Annotated in this window: 11 protein-coding genes; 6 read left to right on the top strand and 5 right to left on the bottom strand. The window is 67.2% G+C overall.

Annotated features, from left to right (window positions below; all coding sequences use genetic code 11):
- Positions 1 to 9 precede the first annotated feature (9 nt).
- Complete coding sequence (locus ABZ863_RS18745) at positions 10 to 366, top strand: hypothetical protein (protein ID WP_358537049.1); 357 nt, start codon at positions 10 to 12, stop codon at positions 364 to 366.
- Between the two features lie 11 nt (positions 367 to 377).
- Here the strand turns inward: ABZ863_RS18745 and ABZ863_RS18750 are convergent, their stop codons facing one another.
- From ABZ863_RS18750 to ABZ863_RS18765, 4 genes are read right to left on the bottom strand one after another with little or no spacing between them, the layout of a single operon-like run.
- A complete protein-coding gene (locus tag ABZ863_RS18750) occupies positions 378 to 2882 on the bottom strand; it encodes an RNaseH domain-containing protein (protein ID WP_358537051.1) in 2505 nt (834 codons plus the stop codon).
- Between the two features lie 2 nt (positions 2883 to 2884).
- Positions 2885 to 6169, bottom strand: a complete 3285-nt coding sequence (locus tag ABZ863_RS18755) for a hypothetical protein (protein ID WP_358537054.1) — start codon at positions 6167 to 6169, stop codon at positions 2885 to 2887.
- Positions 6166 to 7278 (bottom strand): hypothetical protein, encoded by a 1113-nt coding sequence (locus tag ABZ863_RS18760; RefSeq protein ID WP_358537056.1) that lies wholly within the window; start codon positions 7276 to 7278, stop codon positions 6166 to 6168. The genes ABZ863_RS18755 and ABZ863_RS18760 overlap by 4 nt, the downstream gene beginning before the upstream one ends.
- A complete protein-coding gene (locus tag ABZ863_RS18765; protein WP_358537058.1) occupies positions 7275 to 8774 on the bottom strand; it encodes a PD-(D/E)XK nuclease family protein in 1500 nt (499 codons plus the stop codon). The genes ABZ863_RS18760 and ABZ863_RS18765 overlap by 4 nt, the downstream gene beginning before the upstream one ends.
- Positions 8775 to 8956: 182 nt before the next feature.
- Here ABZ863_RS18765 and ABZ863_RS18770 point away from each other — a divergent pair, with 182 nt between their 5' ends.
- On the top strand, positions 8957 to 11965 hold the full coding sequence (locus ABZ863_RS18770) for a DEAD/DEAH box helicase (RefSeq protein ID WP_358537061.1): 3009 nt from the start codon (positions 8957 to 8959) through the stop codon (positions 11963 to 11965).
- A gap of 2 nt (positions 11966 to 11967) precedes the next feature.
- Positions 11968 to 12195, top strand: coding sequence for a hypothetical protein (locus ABZ863_RS18775; RefSeq protein ID WP_358537063.1), 228 nt, complete (start codon positions 11968 to 11970; stop codon positions 12193 to 12195).
- A gap of 188 nt (positions 12196 to 12383) precedes the next feature.
- Here the strand turns inward: ABZ863_RS18775 and ABZ863_RS18780 are convergent, their stop codons facing one another.
- Positions 12384 to 12839, bottom strand: coding sequence for a nuclear transport factor 2 family protein (locus tag ABZ863_RS18780; protein WP_358537065.1), 456 nt, complete (start codon positions 12837 to 12839; stop codon positions 12384 to 12386).
- Between the two features lie 160 nt (positions 12840 to 12999).
- Here ABZ863_RS18780 and sigJ point away from each other — a divergent pair, with 160 nt between their 5' ends.
- The 3 genes from sigJ (at position 13000) to ABZ863_RS18795 (ending at position 18287) form a co-directional block, all read left to right on the top strand.
- The gene (sigJ, locus tag ABZ863_RS18785; protein WP_358537068.1) at positions 13000 to 13935 is read left to right on the top strand and encodes an RNA polymerase sigma factor SigJ; all 936 of its coding nucleotides are present in this window, start codon (positions 13000 to 13002) and stop codon (positions 13933 to 13935) included.
- Positions 13936 to 14114: 179 nt separating this feature from the next.
- Complete coding sequence (locus ABZ863_RS18790; RefSeq protein ID WP_358537070.1) at positions 14115 to 16433, top strand: DPP IV N-terminal domain-containing protein; 2319 nt, start codon at positions 14115 to 14117, stop codon at positions 16431 to 16433.
- A 189-nt stretch (positions 16434 to 16622) separates the two neighbouring features.
- Positions 16623 to 18287 (top strand): gamma-glutamyltransferase, encoded by a 1665-nt coding sequence (locus ABZ863_RS18795; RefSeq protein WP_358537073.1) that lies wholly within the window; start codon positions 16623 to 16625, stop codon positions 18285 to 18287.
- The last annotated feature ends 254 nt before the right edge of the window (positions 18288 to 18541 follow it).

An 18541-nucleotide genomic window follows, 5' to 3' on the forward strand; every position in this document is an offset into this window, starting at 1 on the left:
GGAGGAACCGTGCTGACCGACAGCACCAAGTGGGCAACGATCTGCGAAGACTACGACAAGATCAGAGTCGACGCGTTCGCGTTCGGGTACGGCGACGTGTGGGAAGAGCTGATGGACAGCACTCGCTCGGGCTCTGCCAAGATCAGCGACTGGGCGAAGTTCCTGTCGGACGTGAACAACGCCGCCGAGGGCAGTCAGAACATCATCAGCAAAGGCGACCCGTTCCAGCGCCGGTCGGCGGCCTTGCACGCCATGTCCGGCGGCTTCGTGTGCGCCACCGGACGATGTGATCGGAGCGCATCGCCGCTGACGGCGACCATGCCGCCCCAGTGCCCCCTGTTCGACCGCCCGATGGCGCAGGACTGAGCTCCGCACTATCACCTGTCCGTGTCCGCCGGGGCGCGGTGATCGGGGTGGTCGCGATCGGCACCCACAGCCAGGTGCAGCGGTACGGGGAACACGGTTCTGCCGGCCCATGACACCGGGTGTTCGCACAGCCGGGCGGTCATCGCCGCGAGCGCGACGGGGTCGAACCCACCGGCGCGCACGACAAGGATCTCGGTCGCGGTGTAGGAGTGCCAGGGCAGCCCCATCTGGCGCGCGTTCTCCGCGGAGAGCGTCCAGCGGGTGGCCAACGTTCCCGCCCTCCCACCGAGCGAGTCGATCGTGCGGGACATCCGCGGGAACATCCAGAGCGGCCGATTCGAGTCCGCCACCTGGTATAGCTTCGGCGTGCGTCCCGGTGAACCGGGGGCCTCGGCGTCAGCGGGGCGTCTGCCGCCCGCGCGGTTGACGGGACGGCCGATCTCATGGAGATCGTCGTTCAACCGCACGATGGCGACGTCGTGACCCGCTGACGCCAGGAGATCGCCTGGCAAAGGCCCCTCACCTAGCGACTGGTCCTGCAGGCCCGGCCAGATCGACCTGGTCGCGGCCGCGTCAACGAAAACCACCACCGGCAGGCCTGTGCGATTCCCGGTTACCAGCTCACGGAGCATCTTCTCCACGTGGTCGCGGGTCCTAGCGGCCTTCGCCTCGGTGCGTCCCAGTGACGAGGTACCGATGTCGCCCGAGTGGAACTCCGCGATGCCCTGCGCGGCCGGGAACCAGGTATGTGTCGTCGTGCCCGCCATGAGGGTGCGCCACGACGACGCGTTCGACCGGACGTCGATCGCGACCATGGTGAGTACCAGGGGTTTCTCGTCCCCGCCGCCGGTCTGTTGACGTCGTGCGTGAATGCCGACGAGCAGAGCGTCGCGCCCGAGAGGGTTGACCGCCTCGCCCCCACCCGGAGGCACCGACAAGTGGCGGCCGGTTGCACCAGCGAGGCGGAAGAGTTCGCGAAGGGCGCTGCGGGCGGCATGACCTTGTTCCTTCGCCTTCCTCTCTTCGTCGCGCTCGGTGCGGGGAGCCTTGCGCCCGGGCGGATCCGTGGCGAGGAACTGGGAAGGAATGCCGCGCTTGGCGAACAGCCTGCGGAGTCGTGGTTTCGCGTCGTCTTTGGCCTCGATGGGCTCTTCCGGGTGGTACTCGGTCTCGACCCACGCCACGACGAGCCTGCCATCCATCGGCTCCAGATCCAGCACCTCGTCGCGGAAGGCGGCCTGGTTGTGCACCCCGTGCTTCAGGAACTCGGGACAGTGCCGGACGGCGACCTCGACGCCTGGCACCACGGGTACCGGTGCGCCGCCTGGCACCGGAGAGACATCGGCGTTCGCGAGCGCGCGAAGCTCGGCCAGCATCCGGCTGTGCGCGTGTGTTGTCGCGTACAGGCACAGGATGAGGATGCTTTGGTGACCGGTGGAGCAGATGTCGATGTCGGGCAGGTCGTCCGCTTTGGTCTTCCGTACGGGCACGACGATCCTCTTGTCCTGCCGGAGCTGGAGCTCTTCCAGCTCCGGCAGGCATTTGCGCACGTGCTCGTGCAGCCTCGCCAGATAGCGCGGCCCCTGACCGCTGCCGACGGCGTGGTCATAGAAGCTCCGCGCGCTCGGCCGGATGCCGCCCGGCTCCAGCGGGAGGTCCTGACCGACCCGGATGGCGCTGATCTCGTTCGCCTTCAGCACCGCCTCGATGCCAGAGTGAAGGTGCGTGATCCACGAGTTGTCGTCGTGGCGCTTGTGCCACAAGGGAATGCGAACGAGCGGCTTGCTCCCGTCGCGGTCCTGCCACGCGTGTTTCGCGTACGCCCACTTGGTCTGGAAGCGGGAGACGTGGGCATCGAAAGTCAGCACCAAGTCGTCGACGCCGGCACGCGTCGTCAGCTTCGCACTGACCCGGCACATGCCGAAGAGCATTTGCGATTGCCCGCGCAGCACGTCGTTCGTGTCCCACGCGAGCAGGTCACCATTCGTGTCCATGCGGAGGCGCTGGGACCGATCGTCACTGACACGCAACGGCACGGCCGCGAGCTTCCGCACCACCTGCCAGGTGGCGATCTCGAAGACCCAGCCTGCTGCGAGTGGTACGCCGTTCTTCCGGAACTGGACGTACCGCGCCAACGATCTGGCCTTCTCTGGCTCGGGGAGCAGATCAGCGAGTTCAATGTCGGCGGCGTGGCCGCCCCGCACACGTCGTTCCCAAGCGCGTACTGCCAAGCGGAACCGGTGGTCAAGCAGTGCGTCGGTGACGAGCAACATGCGGTCGCCCCGCTGCCGCTCACTCTCCGCGAGATCGCGCTCGCCGAACAGCCGGACGGGTTGTCCGGTGGCTGCGGTCAGCGCGATGGCCAGCGCCCGGTATGGCTGCTTGTGGTGCTTACTGGGTGGCGGTGGAAGCTGGTCCCAGGCCTCCAGGAACTCCTTCGGGAGAGGGTACGCGGTGACCGTGCCCAATACCTGCTTCACAAGGCGGCGCGGGATCCGGAACGCGAGCACGTTCATGTTCAGGACACTTCCTCCGGTGGATTGATCGGCTGTGAGTTGCTGTGTTCGTCGGCGTAGGCCAAGAACGATCGGAGAGTGCTGCCGTAGATCTCGTTCATCCGCTCCTGCTCGTCACTCGTCCACTCGGCGCTGAGCTGTTGGATGAGCGCGGCGAAGTTGGGGCCTCGCTTCGGGTTCAGGAACGCGCCGTCGACGAGGTGCAGCCGCGCGTCCGTGCCGCCTCGCCGGGCGCGGCCGACGAGCTGGATCGCGCCGTTGAGTATCTCGGCGACGACGCCGAGCTTGGCCGACGGCGGCTGACTGGAAAAGTACGGCCTGCTGCGCACGATCTTGTCGAAGTACTTGCCCGCTTCGCCCCGCCGTTCGCGGAGCAGCTCCGCGAGATCCTCGGCGCCGTCGGGACAACGTCGGTGCGCCATCGCCTGGATGTGGGCGACGAGTTCCTCGGGCTCGTCGATGAGGGGGATCGGCCTGATGATCAACCACACCGAGCCCAGCGCCGAGCGGTCGTCCTTCCCGATGATGTTGATCCCGCGCTGCACTCGGGCGAGCGGGGCGACGAGGATGCGGCAGTTCAACCCGGGCATCTCGTCGAGGCGGTTCGCGGGCAGCGTGAACCAGGTGTCGTCGGCGACGTGCACCTCGTCCGGGGTTCGTTCGTCCGAAGCGGGCCTGACACCCAGGCAGATGTCGTGCGGCGCCACACCCGCTGCGACGAGTCCCTTGGCCAGGTGCTTGCCCGCGGCGTAGGACGTCGTCGCGAGCAACACCCGCTGGCGGTCCGGCTGCTCCTTGCGCAGCCTGGCCAGCTCGTTCTTGAGACCGTTCTCGTCGCGCCACAGCAAGCCGGCGAGCTCTTGGATCGCGACGTTGCGAGCTCCACCGTCCAACCCGGAGATTCGGACCGCCTCGCCGTCGCCGCGCTGCACCTCGGACGCGAGGATCTCAACGTTGCCGGAGTTGTCGCACACCCACCACTTCGGTTGCACGTGCACATGGTGGTGTGGTGCCAGTGGGAAGTAGGAGGTCGCGGAGAGCCCGAGCACCGCGCGGCGGACGCCGGCGTGGGCGAGCGCGGTGGCTTCGCCGAGTCCCGTCACATACGCGTGCGGGTCGCCGCCGAACGCGGCGGTGTGCAACCAGGCGTCGTCGATGTCGTCGGTATCGACGTGCTCGGTGAACGCGAACACCAGCCTGCCGAGCGGGCCGGTCGGTGTGAACCTCCAGCGCCCGTAGGTGCCCAGCGCGTCGGCGATCGCCTGCACCGACTCGATCCCGGCGTTGACCAGCTGGGGGCTGGCGCTCATCAGCTCGTGCAGGTGGAAGCGGACGCGTTCCAGGATGGCGCGGCGCACGATCCGGTCGATGGTGCGCGCCCGGTCGCGCTCGTCGAGGATGATCGCGACGATCTCTTGCTGACCGGACTCGTCCTCGATCTTCTGCGGCCCGAGCAAGGACTCGAGCCGGCTGCGCACCGTCGCGACGGTCCCCCCAGACGAGCCGGCCGCCGTCAGGCCCTCGATCAGGGGCCGCATCTGCTCGAAGTGCTGCGGCTCGTCCGGCTGGGCGCCAAAGCGCGGGCCGGGGAACAACGACTCGAACATCGCGACCTGATGACCTTCGACCTTTTCGTCATCGAGCCCGAACAACCTGGCGGTGAGCCAATGGTCCCACCGGCCCGGCACCGTCCACCGCCTGCGGACACCGGGTTCCGGAGAGCCGATCCGTCCGTACGCGAGGTGGCTGACGTAGAGCTCGGAGAGGTAGCGGATCGTGTGGAACGCGTCCCGGACGCTCGCGTCCACCTGGGCGCGGACGCGGCCGAACGCGGCGCCGAACTCGATGTCCAGCTTGCGCAGCGGTGTGTCGAGTTTGCCCGCCTCGTCGAGGATGAGGCTCCTGCCCGCCTGGGAGATCGTTCCGCGTTGGAAGTCGTCGACCTCATCGATGACGACGACGTGACTACGCCGGAGAACCAGCTCCTCGACGGACATCCGGTCTGTTTCGCCGAGGCCGTCGTCAACCGGGAACTGGAGCATGCCCAGGTGCAGGTTCGCGTGCGAGGTCACGATGACGTCTGCGGTGAGGGCCGCGCGCACGAGCCGATAACGGCCGCAGGACTGCCGGAACGGGCACGCGACCGTCCGGTCCTCGTCGACGCGGCGTTTCTTGGGCGCGCGAAGAGTCGTGCACGGCTCACTGCCGGGGGCCCAGGTGTCGACCGACTCGTCCGTCGTGGCAGCGGCTGCGAGAGCGCAGCCATAACCGAACTGGTGCCATGTCCAGCCATGTGGAGGGCTGGTCACCGATTTCGCCACGGTGAACATCGAGCGTGGGGAGACCCACGGTGTCACCGACTTGGCAGTCCGCTTGGTCTCGGTGAACGCGGTCTCGATGATGTGGGCGTACTTGGCGACATCCGAGTTGTTGGGCAGAACGTATGTCACGACGAGGCCGCGGTCGACGGCCCAGCACGCGAACGTCTCGATGAGCACGACGGACTTGCCGAAGCCGGTGTATGCGATGAGCTCGTTCAGTTTGCCCGCGGTGAGCTCGAGCTTCCGGTCGGCGCGAGCGGTCAGGGGGTCGAACTCGCCCTCGATCTCGTTGATGAACCGCTGTACCGCCTTGGACCGGTGGGTGGTGCCGAACTGTTCGTCGAGCTCTTCCGCGATGTCGGCGAGTTCCCGGAACGGCACCTTGATCGAGGGCATGTCGAACGCGTCTCGGACCGGGGGCGGAGGCGGCGGGGCCGGGATGTGGTGCGGCTGGATGTCGTACGTCGCGTCAACGACTTCGATGTGACCGCCCTGGTGCGGTACCCGCAGGACCGAATGATAGGTGCCGGGCTCCGCGACGGGCAGGCACCGCTTGGACTTGCGCGTCAGGTCGTCCAGGGTGGCGAGGCAGCCATCGACGAAGTCCAGCGGCGGCATGGCGAGTTCGACGTGGATCTCACCGGAGTCTGTATAGTCGGCGGCCGGTGTGCAGCCCGGCAAGTCGTCCTGGCCCTCGACGGCGAGCACCTCATCGAGGAGCCTGCAGGTAACCGCCGCGTCCGCGAGCCGATTGTTCCGCATCCCGATCAGGCGGCCGAACCGGCGGCGCTCGTCGTAGGACAGCTTCTCCCAGCTGCCCCACGCCTCGATGTGCCCGTCGAGCGCGAGGGCAACCTGGTCGCGTGTGATCACCTGCCGGCCGTTGATCTCGTCGAGCCGGAAGTAGGCCGCAGCCATGCCCACGGCTGCCCGGAGCACGTGACGAAGCTTGCTGTTGTTCTTCACAACGCCTCCTCGGCCGCACGGCGCGCGAGCTTGACGGCCTGCCTTTCCGAGACGGCCTCGAACCCTGCTTGGGTGAGCGCTTCGACCTGATCGCCGTGGGTGTCGGGAATGAGGATCGCGATCCCGGTGTCGGGGCCGCGTTCCCGCAGGCGGGCGATGAGCCAGTCGGCGGAGCGGTACTCCTTGACGTCATACTGGTAGTCACCGGTGACGACGTGCAGGTCGTACGCGTCGAGATCTGGCCACAACAAGACCTCGGAATACTTGCCGAGCTTCGCGGCGATGCGGAGCTCGGTCACGCCGGGCATCACGATCGACTGCCAGACAGCACGTTCCACGCACACAACCCCCTCGGCACGCTGTGCGGCCGGAGCGCGGTGTTTGCCGCCGGCACCGATCTTCAGCAGCTTCGGAGTCGTCGTGGTGGTGTCCAGCTGGAACCGGGCATCGTGCCGCGCGTGCTGACACCGCACCAGACCGGACTCCACCACCATCGGGTATTTGCAGCGCGGGCAGGACCACCAAAGCTGCCGCTCCCCGTCGACGTACTTCTGGTGTGCTGCCAAGGGCAGGTAGTCACCGACCGGTTGAGCGTCCGTCTTGCCCCGCTCGTCAAGGAGCACGTCCTTGCGCCCTGCTGGGTGCTCGATCAGAAACCTCCGAGACTTGACGTACATATCCTGGTCACCATCCTCGACGAGCTCGCGGAACACATCACTGCTCACCTTGTCCGCGCGCATCCTGGTCCATCGAGGCAACCAAGCCTCCGTTCGCTCACTGTCCTGAGCGAGTGAACATGCATGCTCGGCCGCGAGGTCGTATGCGTCATCGGTCAGGAGGTCGCCGTCGAGCAGTTGTGCTCGGGCGAACTCCTCCGCATGTCCGGAGAGAGACAATTCGCCTAATGACCGGCGCAACGCCTCAACCAGTGTTATCGGTTCGGTAGGCGTCAAACCAGGACCGCGTGCTTCAGTGATCACGCCGATCATCCGGCAGATCTCCTCCATGGCTTGCTTCGGGAACTCCTCGCGAACACTCCACGCGTACGCGGCGCGAACAGCGGCCGCGACCACCCGTTCCTGTCGCTGCTCAGGCGAATGCTCGTTCAATCGTTTTTCTTCCTGTTCTCGGGGCACCACATGGACACCTCGCAGGTGTCGCAGGCGCGACCCGGCTCGGGCAGCATGGAAAGATCGGCGTGCCACGGCGCAGCGAGGTCGTGCACCACTTCGCGCGCTTCGGCGACGAGCCAATCATCGCGGGGATTAAAGCGGGTGACCAACGCGCCTGCCGGGGTGAGGCGTTCGAGCTCGACACGGACAATGTCACCGAAGTGGCCTCCGGCTGCGAGCACGAGGTGCAGTGCGATCTGCGGGTACCTCCGGAGCAGGTCACCCTCGTGCACTCGACCGGTGGTCTTTGTCTCGCGCACCACGGTCCGGCCGCGTTCGGTGTAAACCGTGTCGATCTTAGCGTGCACGATGACGTTCGCCTCGGGGTCGTACACGACGATCGGGTGCTCGGTCATGATCGTGTCCGAGGAGGTCATGGTCGCAAGTGGACATTCGTCGGCGTGGTCGCCGATCATCTGGTCACCACGCCGGGCGTCGTCGCCGAACAACGTCCACTCAGACCACCACGACGATCCTGGAGGTACCTCGGCGGGCCGGCACGAGCGGCGGGACGGGCGCTTGTGCTGGTCTTCCAGCCACTGGTGCACGGCGTTGCCCCGGCGTGCCTCCACGCCGTACTCGCGGTGGGCCGGGTAAGGCAACCGCAGTTCTCTGAAGTGCGCCTGGCACGGGCAGTTCCGGTAGTAGCGGCCGGTGGTGATCGACCACGTTCGGGCCGGTGCGGTCGGGTCGTGGACACCGAGTAACCCCGCGTGCTGGGGCAACGCCGGGCACGTACTGCGGAGGTGGCATCGCACGCAGTCGTAACCCGGCAGGAGGTCGGAGCCGTCGAGGGACTCGCTCAACGGGCCGCGGGCATGCTGGGAGTAGAGATCACGCACGGTGGCCGTGGGTTCGTCGAGCACCACGTGATGTGTTCCGTCGTACAGGCCAACCTCGACGATTCGCACCCGCCGCACGGCCGGCGCCGTCCGGCTCACAACGAACGGGACCTGCCACGGGCCGATGAGCGTCCGGCCGTCAGCCAGCACAAAGGCGGTGGCCGCGATCTCGGCGAGGTCGGGCGGGGAAAATGGTCTGTGCTCGGGATCGACCGAGTACGTGCGCAACAGCCTGATTTCCCGCAGCTCGCCATCCTCGGACTCGTACCCGCGGCCGATCGCGCGGATCTCCCGTACGTCCTGGTCTTGGGGTGGCCTGACCGGATGTTGCACGGCCCACTGGTGCCGCACCGGCAGCAGACGCTGTCCATCGACTTCCGACAGCTGCGCCGCGGCGCGCAGATAGGTCCTCGCCGCGTGGTCGATCCACAGCGACAGACTGCTGTGCCAGCGCGGCGGCCGCGCGGTCGAGTTGTGCTCCCCTACAGCGGCTTCGACGGCTAGCTCCTCGAACTCGACCCGGTCCAGCACGCGGTCGACCGGGTTCGTGGCGAACGTGGGGAGCCCGCGCCGTTCCGCCGGATTGGCCACAGCCTTCCACTCGGCTGGCCGGGCTTTCGCCGCCAGAAACCTCGGGCACGACCGGCTTGCCCTGGACGCCTGACTGGAGTAGACGCGCACCACGACTCGTCCAGCGGGTGGCATCAGCGAGCCCTGACCACGTCGGCGGCTATCATCGTCGCCCGTCGGCCGGCATCGATGGAGGCGAAGAGGTGGAGCACGTCGGGCCTTCCTTCCGGGGACTTTTCGTCGGTGTCGATAGCTACCTGTCGGACGAGATGCGCCAACTGCGCGCCGCTGCGTGGGACGTGCGGAAGGCGCACGCGCTGTTCGAGGACAACTTCGATGGCGGAGCGTTCACTCTTCTGGTTGATGAGAAGGTGACGCGACCTCGGCTGATCAAGGAACTCGAACTCCTACGGGCGACCAGCTCGCCCGACGACGTCGTGATGATCATGTTCTCGGGCCACGGCTCGAGCACGCACGATCTGATCGTCCACGACACCGACATGGCGGATCTCGCGGGTACGGCGTTGCCGTTGGCGGAGCTGTTCGACCACCTGCGTTCGTTGCCTGTGCGTCATGTCGTGGTACTGCTCGACTGCTGCTTCGCGGGCGGGGCCGGGGCGAAGGCGGTGTGGTCGGGAACGGCGACCGGGCCGCTGGAGGTGCCGTCTGCGCCCGGTGCAGCGCTGCACCTGCTCACCGCCTGCGGTGAGGACGAGGGTGCTTACGAAGATCCTCAGCTGGGGCACGGCGTCTTCACCGGGCAGCTCTTACGGGCGTTGACCGGCGAAGCCGAGACCACGAACGAGGACAAGATTCCGCTCCGTGCTCTGTTCGAGAGCGTTCGCCGCCACGTAGCGAGCCGCGCGGCGCTGCTCGAGCGGTCGCAGCACCCGGTAGTCGACACGTCGTCGCGCGAGGACTTGATGTGGCCGGTAATGGAGGCCGGGCCCGCTTATCGCGCTCTGGCCGGGCCTCATGCGCCGCGATTGGCGACCACCGAGCTGTCCAGTCTGCGCGAGCACGGCTTCACCGACGCGGTCCTCGACCTGTGGCGACACCACATCGGTTCGCTGAACGACCTCCAGTGCACCGCGGTGAACAAGAGTGGGATCCTGCGCGGCAACAGCGTGCTGGTCGTCGCGCCGACCGCGTCGGGCAAGACGATGGTGGGCGAGATGGCCGCCGTCCGGTCAGCTTTGCGCCGGGGCCGCTCGGTGTTCCTCGTGCCGACGCGAGCGCTGGTGAACGAGCTCTACACGCGCTTCGCCGGGATGTACGGACCGCTGGGTATCCAGGTCGTGCGAGCCACCGGCGAGCTCTCAGCCGACGTACCGGCGATCGTCAACGGTCGATACACACTCGCGGTGCTCACGTACGAGACGTACGCGGGACTTGTTCAGGCGCATCCTGAGCTGCTCCGCGATGTGAAGACGATGGTCGTGGACGAGGTGCAGACGATCGGCGACACCGAGCGCGGTGCCGCGCTGGAGCTGTTTCTTACCTCGGTCATGTCCCGGCCCGAAGCCGGCAGGCCGCAAATCATCGCGTTGTCCTCCGGACTGGGAGACGACTACAGCCACCTCGACACCTGGCTCGAATTGGGGGTGTTGCGGTGGTCGGCGCGACAGGTTTCGCTGGTGGAAGGCACTCTCACACCGGACGGCACATTCCGGCACCGGGACGAGAACGGGACAGAATCCAGTGACCAGCTCCTGATGCGGCCGAAGTACGACGCCGACTTCGACACCGTTCTCGAGCTGGTCAGGCTAGAGGTCCGCCAGGGCCGTCAGGTGATCGTGTTCCGGCGTTCTCGCGAGGCTTCGATGTCGGACGCGAAGTGGTTCAGCAGACTGGAACTGCCTGCGGCAGCGCGTGTGCTCGACGCCCTGCCGAGGGAGGACCACACGCGGGTGCGAACCGCGCTGGCGGCCTGCCTGCGGCACGGCGTCGCATTCCACACAGGAGACCTGAGCGATGCCGCCAGGCGGGTGGTGGAGAGGGCCTTCCGCGAGCCGAACAGTGAGATCAAGGTGTTGGTGTGCACCACGTCGCTTGCTCAAGGCGTGAACTTCCCTGCGGACGTGGTGGTGGTGCGCGATCTCGGGGACCCCAGCGGCGGAGAGCCTTGGGACTGCTCGGTGTCGAAATACAAGAACATGGTGGGGCGAGCGGGGAGGACGTCTCTAGGGCGGGCTGTGATGCCGGTCCACGCAGGAGATCCATATAACGTGTTCGACCACTTCGTCCGTGGCGTGCCCGGCAAAGTGCGGTCGTCTCTGCTGGACGAGCCGGACCGCGACTCGCTGGTGCTGAGGGCGTTGGCATTACTGCGTGCACGGAACCCCCTGCGGGTGTGGTCGCCAGATGTGTACAAGTTTCTTAACCACAGTCTGGCGGCGCATCAGCGTCGTGGAGACGGCGCACAGTTCGAACTGACACCGCAGGACGTGTTCCGGACGGCTGATGCCCTGAGCGCGGTGGGACTGGTTGACCGCACTGGGCAAGACCTCCGCCTGACTTCACTCGGTGCGGTGCTGAGCGGGGGGACCCTCGGCGTCAGGTCCGCGCTCGAGGTCGTCCGACTGTTGCGCGAACTGGATCCGGCCGCTGTCACGGACGAACTGCTGCTTGTCCTGGCACAGAGCACGGCCGAGATGGACGCGGTCGCCATTGATCGTAACTCCAGGTGGCGGGACACGATGACGTACTTCTCCCGGCAGGGCTTCCCTGAGGTCGTCACCAGCACGGTGCTGAATGCCTCGAACGGGTTCGAGCGCGCTGCGCGGGCGCTCATCTGCCTCAAGTGGGTCAGGCTGGTCGCTATGACCGAGATCGAGGGCCGGCTTGCGGCGACGGGAGCACGTCAGATCGTGCCGATCAACCCGGTACTCAGCCGCACGCGCGACGTGATCGACAGCGTCGTCCAGTTGGCGCTGGAGGTGCATCCGTCGATCGACCGCGCCGACCTGGTCCAGCTACCTCTGCAACTGGACCGCGGTGTGCCCGCCGCATTCACCGAGCTGGTGGTCCGCGCCGGGCACGCAGTGGACCGCTGGGACTACCAATGCTTGTGGCGGCACGGCGTGCGCGACGTTGGATCCGTTCTCGTCAAAGGTGTTCCCGCACTTGCTTCTGTGCTGGGTGACGACCTCGACAAGGCGGCGGCTCTCTTGCGGATCGCCGGCGATGTCGTGAGCTCCAGACGGGAATGATGATGAACATGCGTTCGATTATTCGGTGTGAAGCCGATCCCGAAGGACGACATCGAACATCACAGATTGGTTATGTCGCCGCGCAGCTTCAACCTGCGGTTGCAGGTCAAGTCCTGGGCGAGGCCGGAACGGCAGACGCCGAACTCGCACTCGCCAGCTACGAGGGCTCCCCCACCAATGCGGGGCCACAGATCATCGCCAACCCGGCCGACTACATCGACGCCCCGTAGTCTTCCGGCCATACTGCTGCCCATCCTGCTGGACAGCCCTCTACTCGGCAGTCGTACCCGCCGACCACCCACGCCACCGCTCGGAAGACTGACAGCCTGAACCACTGGCGCACCCAGCGGTGCGCTACCCGCCGCGCCTGCGGGTCATGCACGTACAGCGCACGGGTGGGCCTGGGCCGGTCAGCGGGTTACTGGTCGTCCCAGGATCCCTCGGGCGGTCCGCCCGTCAGCGGAGTGGTGTCGAGGTACCTGGGCTCGAAAACGCGCTCGGTGAACTTCCAGCCATCCGGGGTGCGCTGGTAGCGGTCATGGAACAGGCCGTACACGACAACCGACCTGCCGTCGCGCTGGCGACCAATCTCGAAGACGTATTCCCGGCCGGACGCGGTGTCGCCATCGAGCTGGATCGTGCCCGGGTGCGTGTTCTGCACATAGAACTCCCACGCATCCTGCAGCCGTTCGATCCCGGCGCGGATCTCCTTCCGCCCGGCGAACTCGATGTTGGCGAAGGGGATCCGCCACACCGCATCCTTGGTGAACAGCGACGCGAAACGGTCGTAGTCGCCCATCATGGGCGCGTCGACGTGCTCGCCGCGCAGCACCTCGATCTCGGTCCGGTCAGCGATTGGCGCAAGGTCGCTCATTTGTATCCTCCATGATGCCGCTCAGATTCCTGTCTTGCTGGATTGTTTGGTCTCTCAGTGGTTTGACCGCACAGCCCCGCGGAATGTGATGGGGCACGCCACCGGGGTGTTTCCTGGGCCGCCAACGTCACACTTCGGTGCGCTGTCTCGTCGAACTGACATGAACTCCTCCGGCCTGAGCGCGATCATGAGCGAGCGGCGTCAGCTGATCAACGTCGCCTACCGGCTCCTCGGCTCCCTGGCCGACGCCGAGGACGCCGTGCAGGAGGCTTACACCCGCTGGTACGCCATGACCCCACAGCAGCAGGAAGCCATCGAGTCCCCCGGCGCCTGGCTGACCACGGTCGCCAGCCGCATCTGCCTCAACATGCTCACCTCCGCCCGCGCCCGGCGGGAACGCTACGTCGGCGAATGGATCCCCGAGCCGCTACCCGAACCGACGGAGTGGATCAGCGGGCAGTCCGGAGCCACCGCCGCCGACCCGGCCGACCGGGTCACCCTCGACGAGTCGGTGAACATGGCCTTCCTCGTAGTGCTCGAGTCGATGACCCCGGCCGAGCGCGTCGCGTTCATCCTCCACGACGTGTTCCGCTACCCCTTCGCAGAAGTGGCCGAGATCGTCGGCCGCACGCCGGCCGCCTGCCGCCAGCTCGCCACCTCGGCTCGCCGCCGCATCCGCGCGGCGCAGACCCCCGCGACGCCGACCGCCCGGCACGCCGACATCGTCCGGGACTTCAAGGCCGCGTGGGAAGCGAAGGACATCGACGCGCTCATCGGCCTGCTCGACCCCAACGCCACGTCGGTCGCCGACAGCGGCGGCCTCGCCATCGCCTTCCTCGACCCGATCCACGGCGGCGAACAAGTCGCGCGCGCCAGCGTCGAGATCGCACACGCGGCACCCCACCTGACGCTTCTGGAGCTCACGGTCAACGGTCAGGCCGGTCTGATCGCCCAGCACAACGGTGTCACCGTAACGGTGTACGCGTTCGACATCGCAGGCGACCGGATCAAGCACATCTGGGCCATCCGCAACCCCGAGAAGCTCCGGCCCTGGACGGGAACCACGCGCCAGACGAGTACGTTGGCCGCGCCGTGAAAGACGCGCGCTGACACCACCGGTTCGAGGACACCACCTACCGGACCGGTCGCCGGCTCCACATCCGACAAACGTGACGTTCCAACGGGTATCTGGTCGACACCTGTCTATGTTCAACGCGCCGTTGTCAGCGTCAGGCTCATGGGTGAGGATGCCCCGCGTCATGGAGGTCACCACCGATGCCGTCGAGCCCGTCCGAACTCACCGACCGATACCGACAGGCCCATGCACTGGTCCCGGAACGGCTTCCGGGGCTGATGTGCAATCAGCGCATCGTTCCTCAGTGGACAGGTGAGGGCGACCGGTTCTGGCACCGGCGGAACGCCGACGGAGGCGGGTTCGAGTACGTGTTGGTGGACCCGGACGGCTTCCGGCGCGAGCCCCTGTTCGACCCGGCGGAGCTGGCGCCGCGGCTCGCGGCCGTGTTCGGCTCGCCCGTCGACCTGGCCACGACGGCTGTCGTCGCCTATCGACGCGGCGACAACAGCGATGTCTACATCGGACTCGAAGATGGCCGAAGGGCGGTGCTCTCCCCCGTCGGCGACCGGTATGGCGATGTCCCGGAACCCGGTGCGCTGACCGGCCCGGACAGCCGGCGTCACGTGTTTCGCCGCGGTGACGATCTCTGGCTGCGCGACCTCGGCGCCGGCTCGGAACGGCGACTCACCTCGGACGGAGAACCGTTCCGTGCGTGGGGCGCCACGCCCGACTACAGCCGTGCGCTGCTGCCGCTGGCTGTGTCGGACCGGGTGTCACCGCCCGCCATGACCTGTTTCTCACCCTCCGGACGTTGGGTGCTCACCGCGCGACTCGACGAACGCGACACGCCCGAGCATCCTTTCGTAGACCAGCTTCCGGCCGACCGGGCGCTGCCGCGGCTGCGGCCCGTCCGCTACCACCACGAGGACGAGACCGCCAAGGGCGATCACCAGCTGGCCTTCATCGACGTCGAGACCGGCGAGCACACGGTGCTGGACACCGGACGCGACCTCCTGTCGACGTTGTCGAGTGTCGGCGCGGACTCGGTCACCTGGGCTTCCGACGAGTCCGCCGTGTACCTGTTCGTCCACGGCACGGGCGCGCGAACGGCGTCACTCGTCCGGATCGACGTCCAGACCGGGGACCAGACCGTGGTGCTCACCGAGACGGCCGACCCGATGTACGAGCCCAACACACATCTCTACAGCCTGCCGCTCATCCGCGTGTTGCCGAAGTCGAACGAGGTCATCTGGTTCTCGCAGGAGGATGGCTGGGGACACCTGTACCGTCATGACCTCACCACCGGCGCCCGGCTGGGTGCCATCACGAGCGGCAATCTCGTCGTTCGCGACATCCTCCGGGTTGACGAGGAGCGGCGCACGGTGATCTTCGTCGCCGGGTGCGGCGACGACGAGCGCAACCCGTACTGGCGCACCGTCTTCCGCGCGGACCTCGACGGCGGCGAGCAGACCCTGCTCACCCCCGAGCCTGCCGATCACGAGCTGATCGCGCCCGCGCCGCAGTTCTTCGCGGCCATCTTCGGTGACACACCGGCCAGTTCGATCAGCCCTAGCGGGAAATGGTTCGTCGACCATATGTCCACTGTGTCCACTCCGCCGACGATCCTGCTGCGCGACACCCTGACCGGGGCCGTGGCCGGCGAGCTCGAGCGAGCCGATGTCACCGCACTGCTCCACACCGGATTTGCGGTGCCGGAACAGTTCCACGTGACCGCCGACGACGGTGAGACCGAGCTGTGGGGTCTCATCACACTGCCGCGCGACGTCCCAGCCGGTAGCCTGGTCCCGGTCGTCGATCTGATGTACGCCGGTTTCCAGGTGGTCACGCAGCCCTCCGGCTGGCTGACCGGTGGCGCCAACCCGGCGTGGGGACAGCTGGGCGCCGCGTACGCGGCGCTCGGCTTCGCGACCGTCGTGCTGGACGGACGCGGCACTCCGGGTAGGGACCGCGGGTTCCGGCAGTGGACCCACGGCGTCCCGGCAGAGCCGCGTGGCATCGAGGACCACGTCACCGCCATCCGCGCCCTGGCCGACCGCTACCCCATCGATCTCGAGCGCGTGGGCGTGACCGGCCACTCCTACGGCGGCTACAACTCGGTCCGCTCGATGCTGTACTTCCCGGACTTCTTCACGGTCGCGGTCAGCTCGGCCGGTGTGCACGATGCTCGCAAGATGCCCAAGGGCAGCTGGAACTGGTTCCTCGGCGACGGGGACCCACACGACCCACAGGCGCTCGCTGACCTCGGCAACCTGCACCTGGCGGAGCGGCTTCGCGGCCGTCTTCTGCTGCTGTGCGGGGACAACGACGCGAACGCCACCATGGACCACACACTCGCGCTCGTGCGGGCGTTCATGGACGCCGACCGCCGGTTCGACCTCAAGATCTGGCCGGGCGGCGACCACTACAACGTGGTCACCCCATACACCCGCACGATCATGTGGGACTACTTCGTCGAGTACCTACTGGGTGAACGGCCGCCTGCCGGCACCGGCCGGTAGCCACGTCAGGTGTCGCGGTCGCGCGAGCCGGCTCGCGACATCTGTCGATCGATTTCCGGGCACGACCGGTCCAGAGTCGAGAGCCGGAGTACCCACGAGAAGCAAGCAGCAGATGACCGACGAGTTCCGGGCGATGGTCGACGATCTCGCCGACCCGGCCGCGAGGAACAAGCCGAATCGAGGAGGAACATGACCGGCAGCGCGTATTCCGATCCCGAGCTGGGCAGGGTCGGCACGAAGGTACCTGTCACCGGCAAACGAGCGGTGGCGTCGAGCCAGCACACCGTCGTCACCGACGTCATGCTCGACACGTTGCGGTCGGGCGGCAACGCCGTCGACGCCGCCATCGCCGGCAGCCTCGTGCAGGCGGTCGTCCAGCAGGACATGACCAACCACACCGGCACGGTGACCGCGCTCGTCCACGACGCGAGCACTGGGGAGATCGCCGAGCTCAACAGCATGGGCACGATCGTTGCGGGGCTGGCACCCTTCGCGCCGATCCCGGCGGGGAAGGGTCTCTACGCACAGCTGCCCGGCATGCCACGCGCCGTGGTGCCCGGGTTCATGCCCGGCATGAAGGCGCTCCACGAGCGCTTCGGCACCCAGTCGTGGGAGAAGCTGTGCGCACCCGCTGTCCAGTGGGCCGAGGAAGGCCACGTGGTCACCTCGTTCGAGCATCTGGTGATGGCGCAGACGGTCGACTTCTTCCTCTACACCGAGTCGGGCCGCAAGCACTTCACCCCCGGCGGTCACCTGCCCCAGGTCGGCGACCGCTGGGCATCCGCCGAGCTGGCCACGACGATGCGCAACCTCGCGGCCGAGGGACCCGACTACTTCCTCACCGGCAAGTGGGCCCAGGACTTCGTGGCACGCGGCAACGCGCTCGGCTGGCCGGTGAAACTCGAGCATCTCACCGCTATCCCGCCCCGCTGGACGACTGGTCACCGGTTCGAGCACCGAGGCAACACCGTCGTGCAGCAGTCGGCGCCGGAGCGCCAGGGAATCTACTGCCAGATCGTCCTCGGCATACTCGACGAGCTCGACATCACCTCGGTCGGTCACTGGTCGCACAGCGCGGAGGCGCTGTACTACCTCGCCCACGCGCTGCGCCGCGCCGCACACGAAACCGGTCTGCTCAACGATCCCCTGCTGTTCGGCGACACCACCGCGGCGTTGACCTCGAAGGAACTCATCAAGGGTTTCGCCGAGATCCTGCGCAACGCCAAGGCCACCGTCGATCTCACTGAACATGTGAAGCTCACCCGTGGTGTGCCGGCGATGGCGGCGTCCGGTGCGTCCGCACAGCCGGCTGGGAGCTGCGAGCTGACCGTTGTCGACGAGCAGGGCAACTGGGTGCAGCTGATGAACACACTTCAGAGCGGCGGCATCCCCGGCGAGGTCGTCGGCGGTGTGCCGATGGTCGGCAGCCATTACATGAACAGCCTCGACTCCCCCTTCGAGGGCTGGGTGACCGGCGGCGGCCGCATGCGGTCCACGCTGTCCAACACGATGGTCCTGCGTGACGGGCGGCCGTGGCTCTCGCTCGGGTCGCCGGGCAACGTGCACTGCACGGTGCCGCAGGTCCTGTCGAACATCCTCGACTTCGGCATGGACCCCTACGACGCCGAAGACGCTCCGCGCTGCCTGCCCTACCAACCCGACCACACCATCTCGGTCGAGTCGCGGCTCGCCCCCGGAGTGAGCGCGGACCTCGCCAAGCTCGGCGTCCTCACCAACCCGCTACCCGAGTACGACTACCACATGGGCACCTACCAGATGGCCTGGCGCACTGACGACGGAACGCTCAGCGCGAGCAGCGGACCACGCCGCGAGGGCCGCGCCAACGGCTTCTGAGCTGATCCCGCCTGCCGCCTCACCCCGTGGTCCGGCGCCACTGTGAACGTCACATCGGCGGGCATGTGGCGCTCGAACCAGTCCAGCACCAGGGTCAGATTCATCGTGCGGACCGATCAGGGCGACGGCAACCGAACGTCCGCTACTGCCGATGAGCGGATGCTGGGGAATTCCGGTGTTTGTGCGGGTACGGCTCCTAGGTGACGCTTCGGCGGGTGGGCAGAGCCTCGTGCTGATGGTCGGCGCCTGGCTTG

The sequence above is a fragment of the Saccharomonospora sp. NPDC046836 genome, from assembly GCF_040645195.1.
Lineage (GTDB): Bacteria > Actinomycetota > Actinomycetes > Mycobacteriales > Pseudonocardiaceae > Prauserella_A.

Coding starts and splice junctions, on each gene's coding strand:
- ABZ863_RS18750 (WP_358537051.1), bottom strand. CDS start 2,882: ATGAACGTGCTCGCGTTCCGGATCCCGCGCCGCCTTGTGAAGCAGGTA.
- ABZ863_RS18775 (WP_358537063.1), top strand. CDS start 11,968: ATGAACATGCGTTCGATTATTCGGTGTGAAGCCGATCCCGAAGGACGA.
- ABZ863_RS18780 (WP_358537065.1), bottom strand. CDS start 12,839: ATGAGCGACCTTGCGCCAATCGCTGACCGGACCGAGATCGAGGTGCTG.
- sigJ (WP_358537068.1), top strand. CDS start 13,000: ATGAACTCCTCCGGCCTGAGCGCGATCATGAGCGAGCGGCGTCAGCTG.
- ABZ863_RS18790 (WP_358537070.1), top strand. CDS start 14,115: ATGCCGTCGAGCCCGTCCGAACTCACCGACCGATACCGACAGGCCCAT.
- ABZ863_RS18795 (WP_358537073.1), top strand. CDS start 16,623: ATGACCGGCAGCGCGTATTCCGATCCCGAGCTGGGCAGGGTCGGCACG.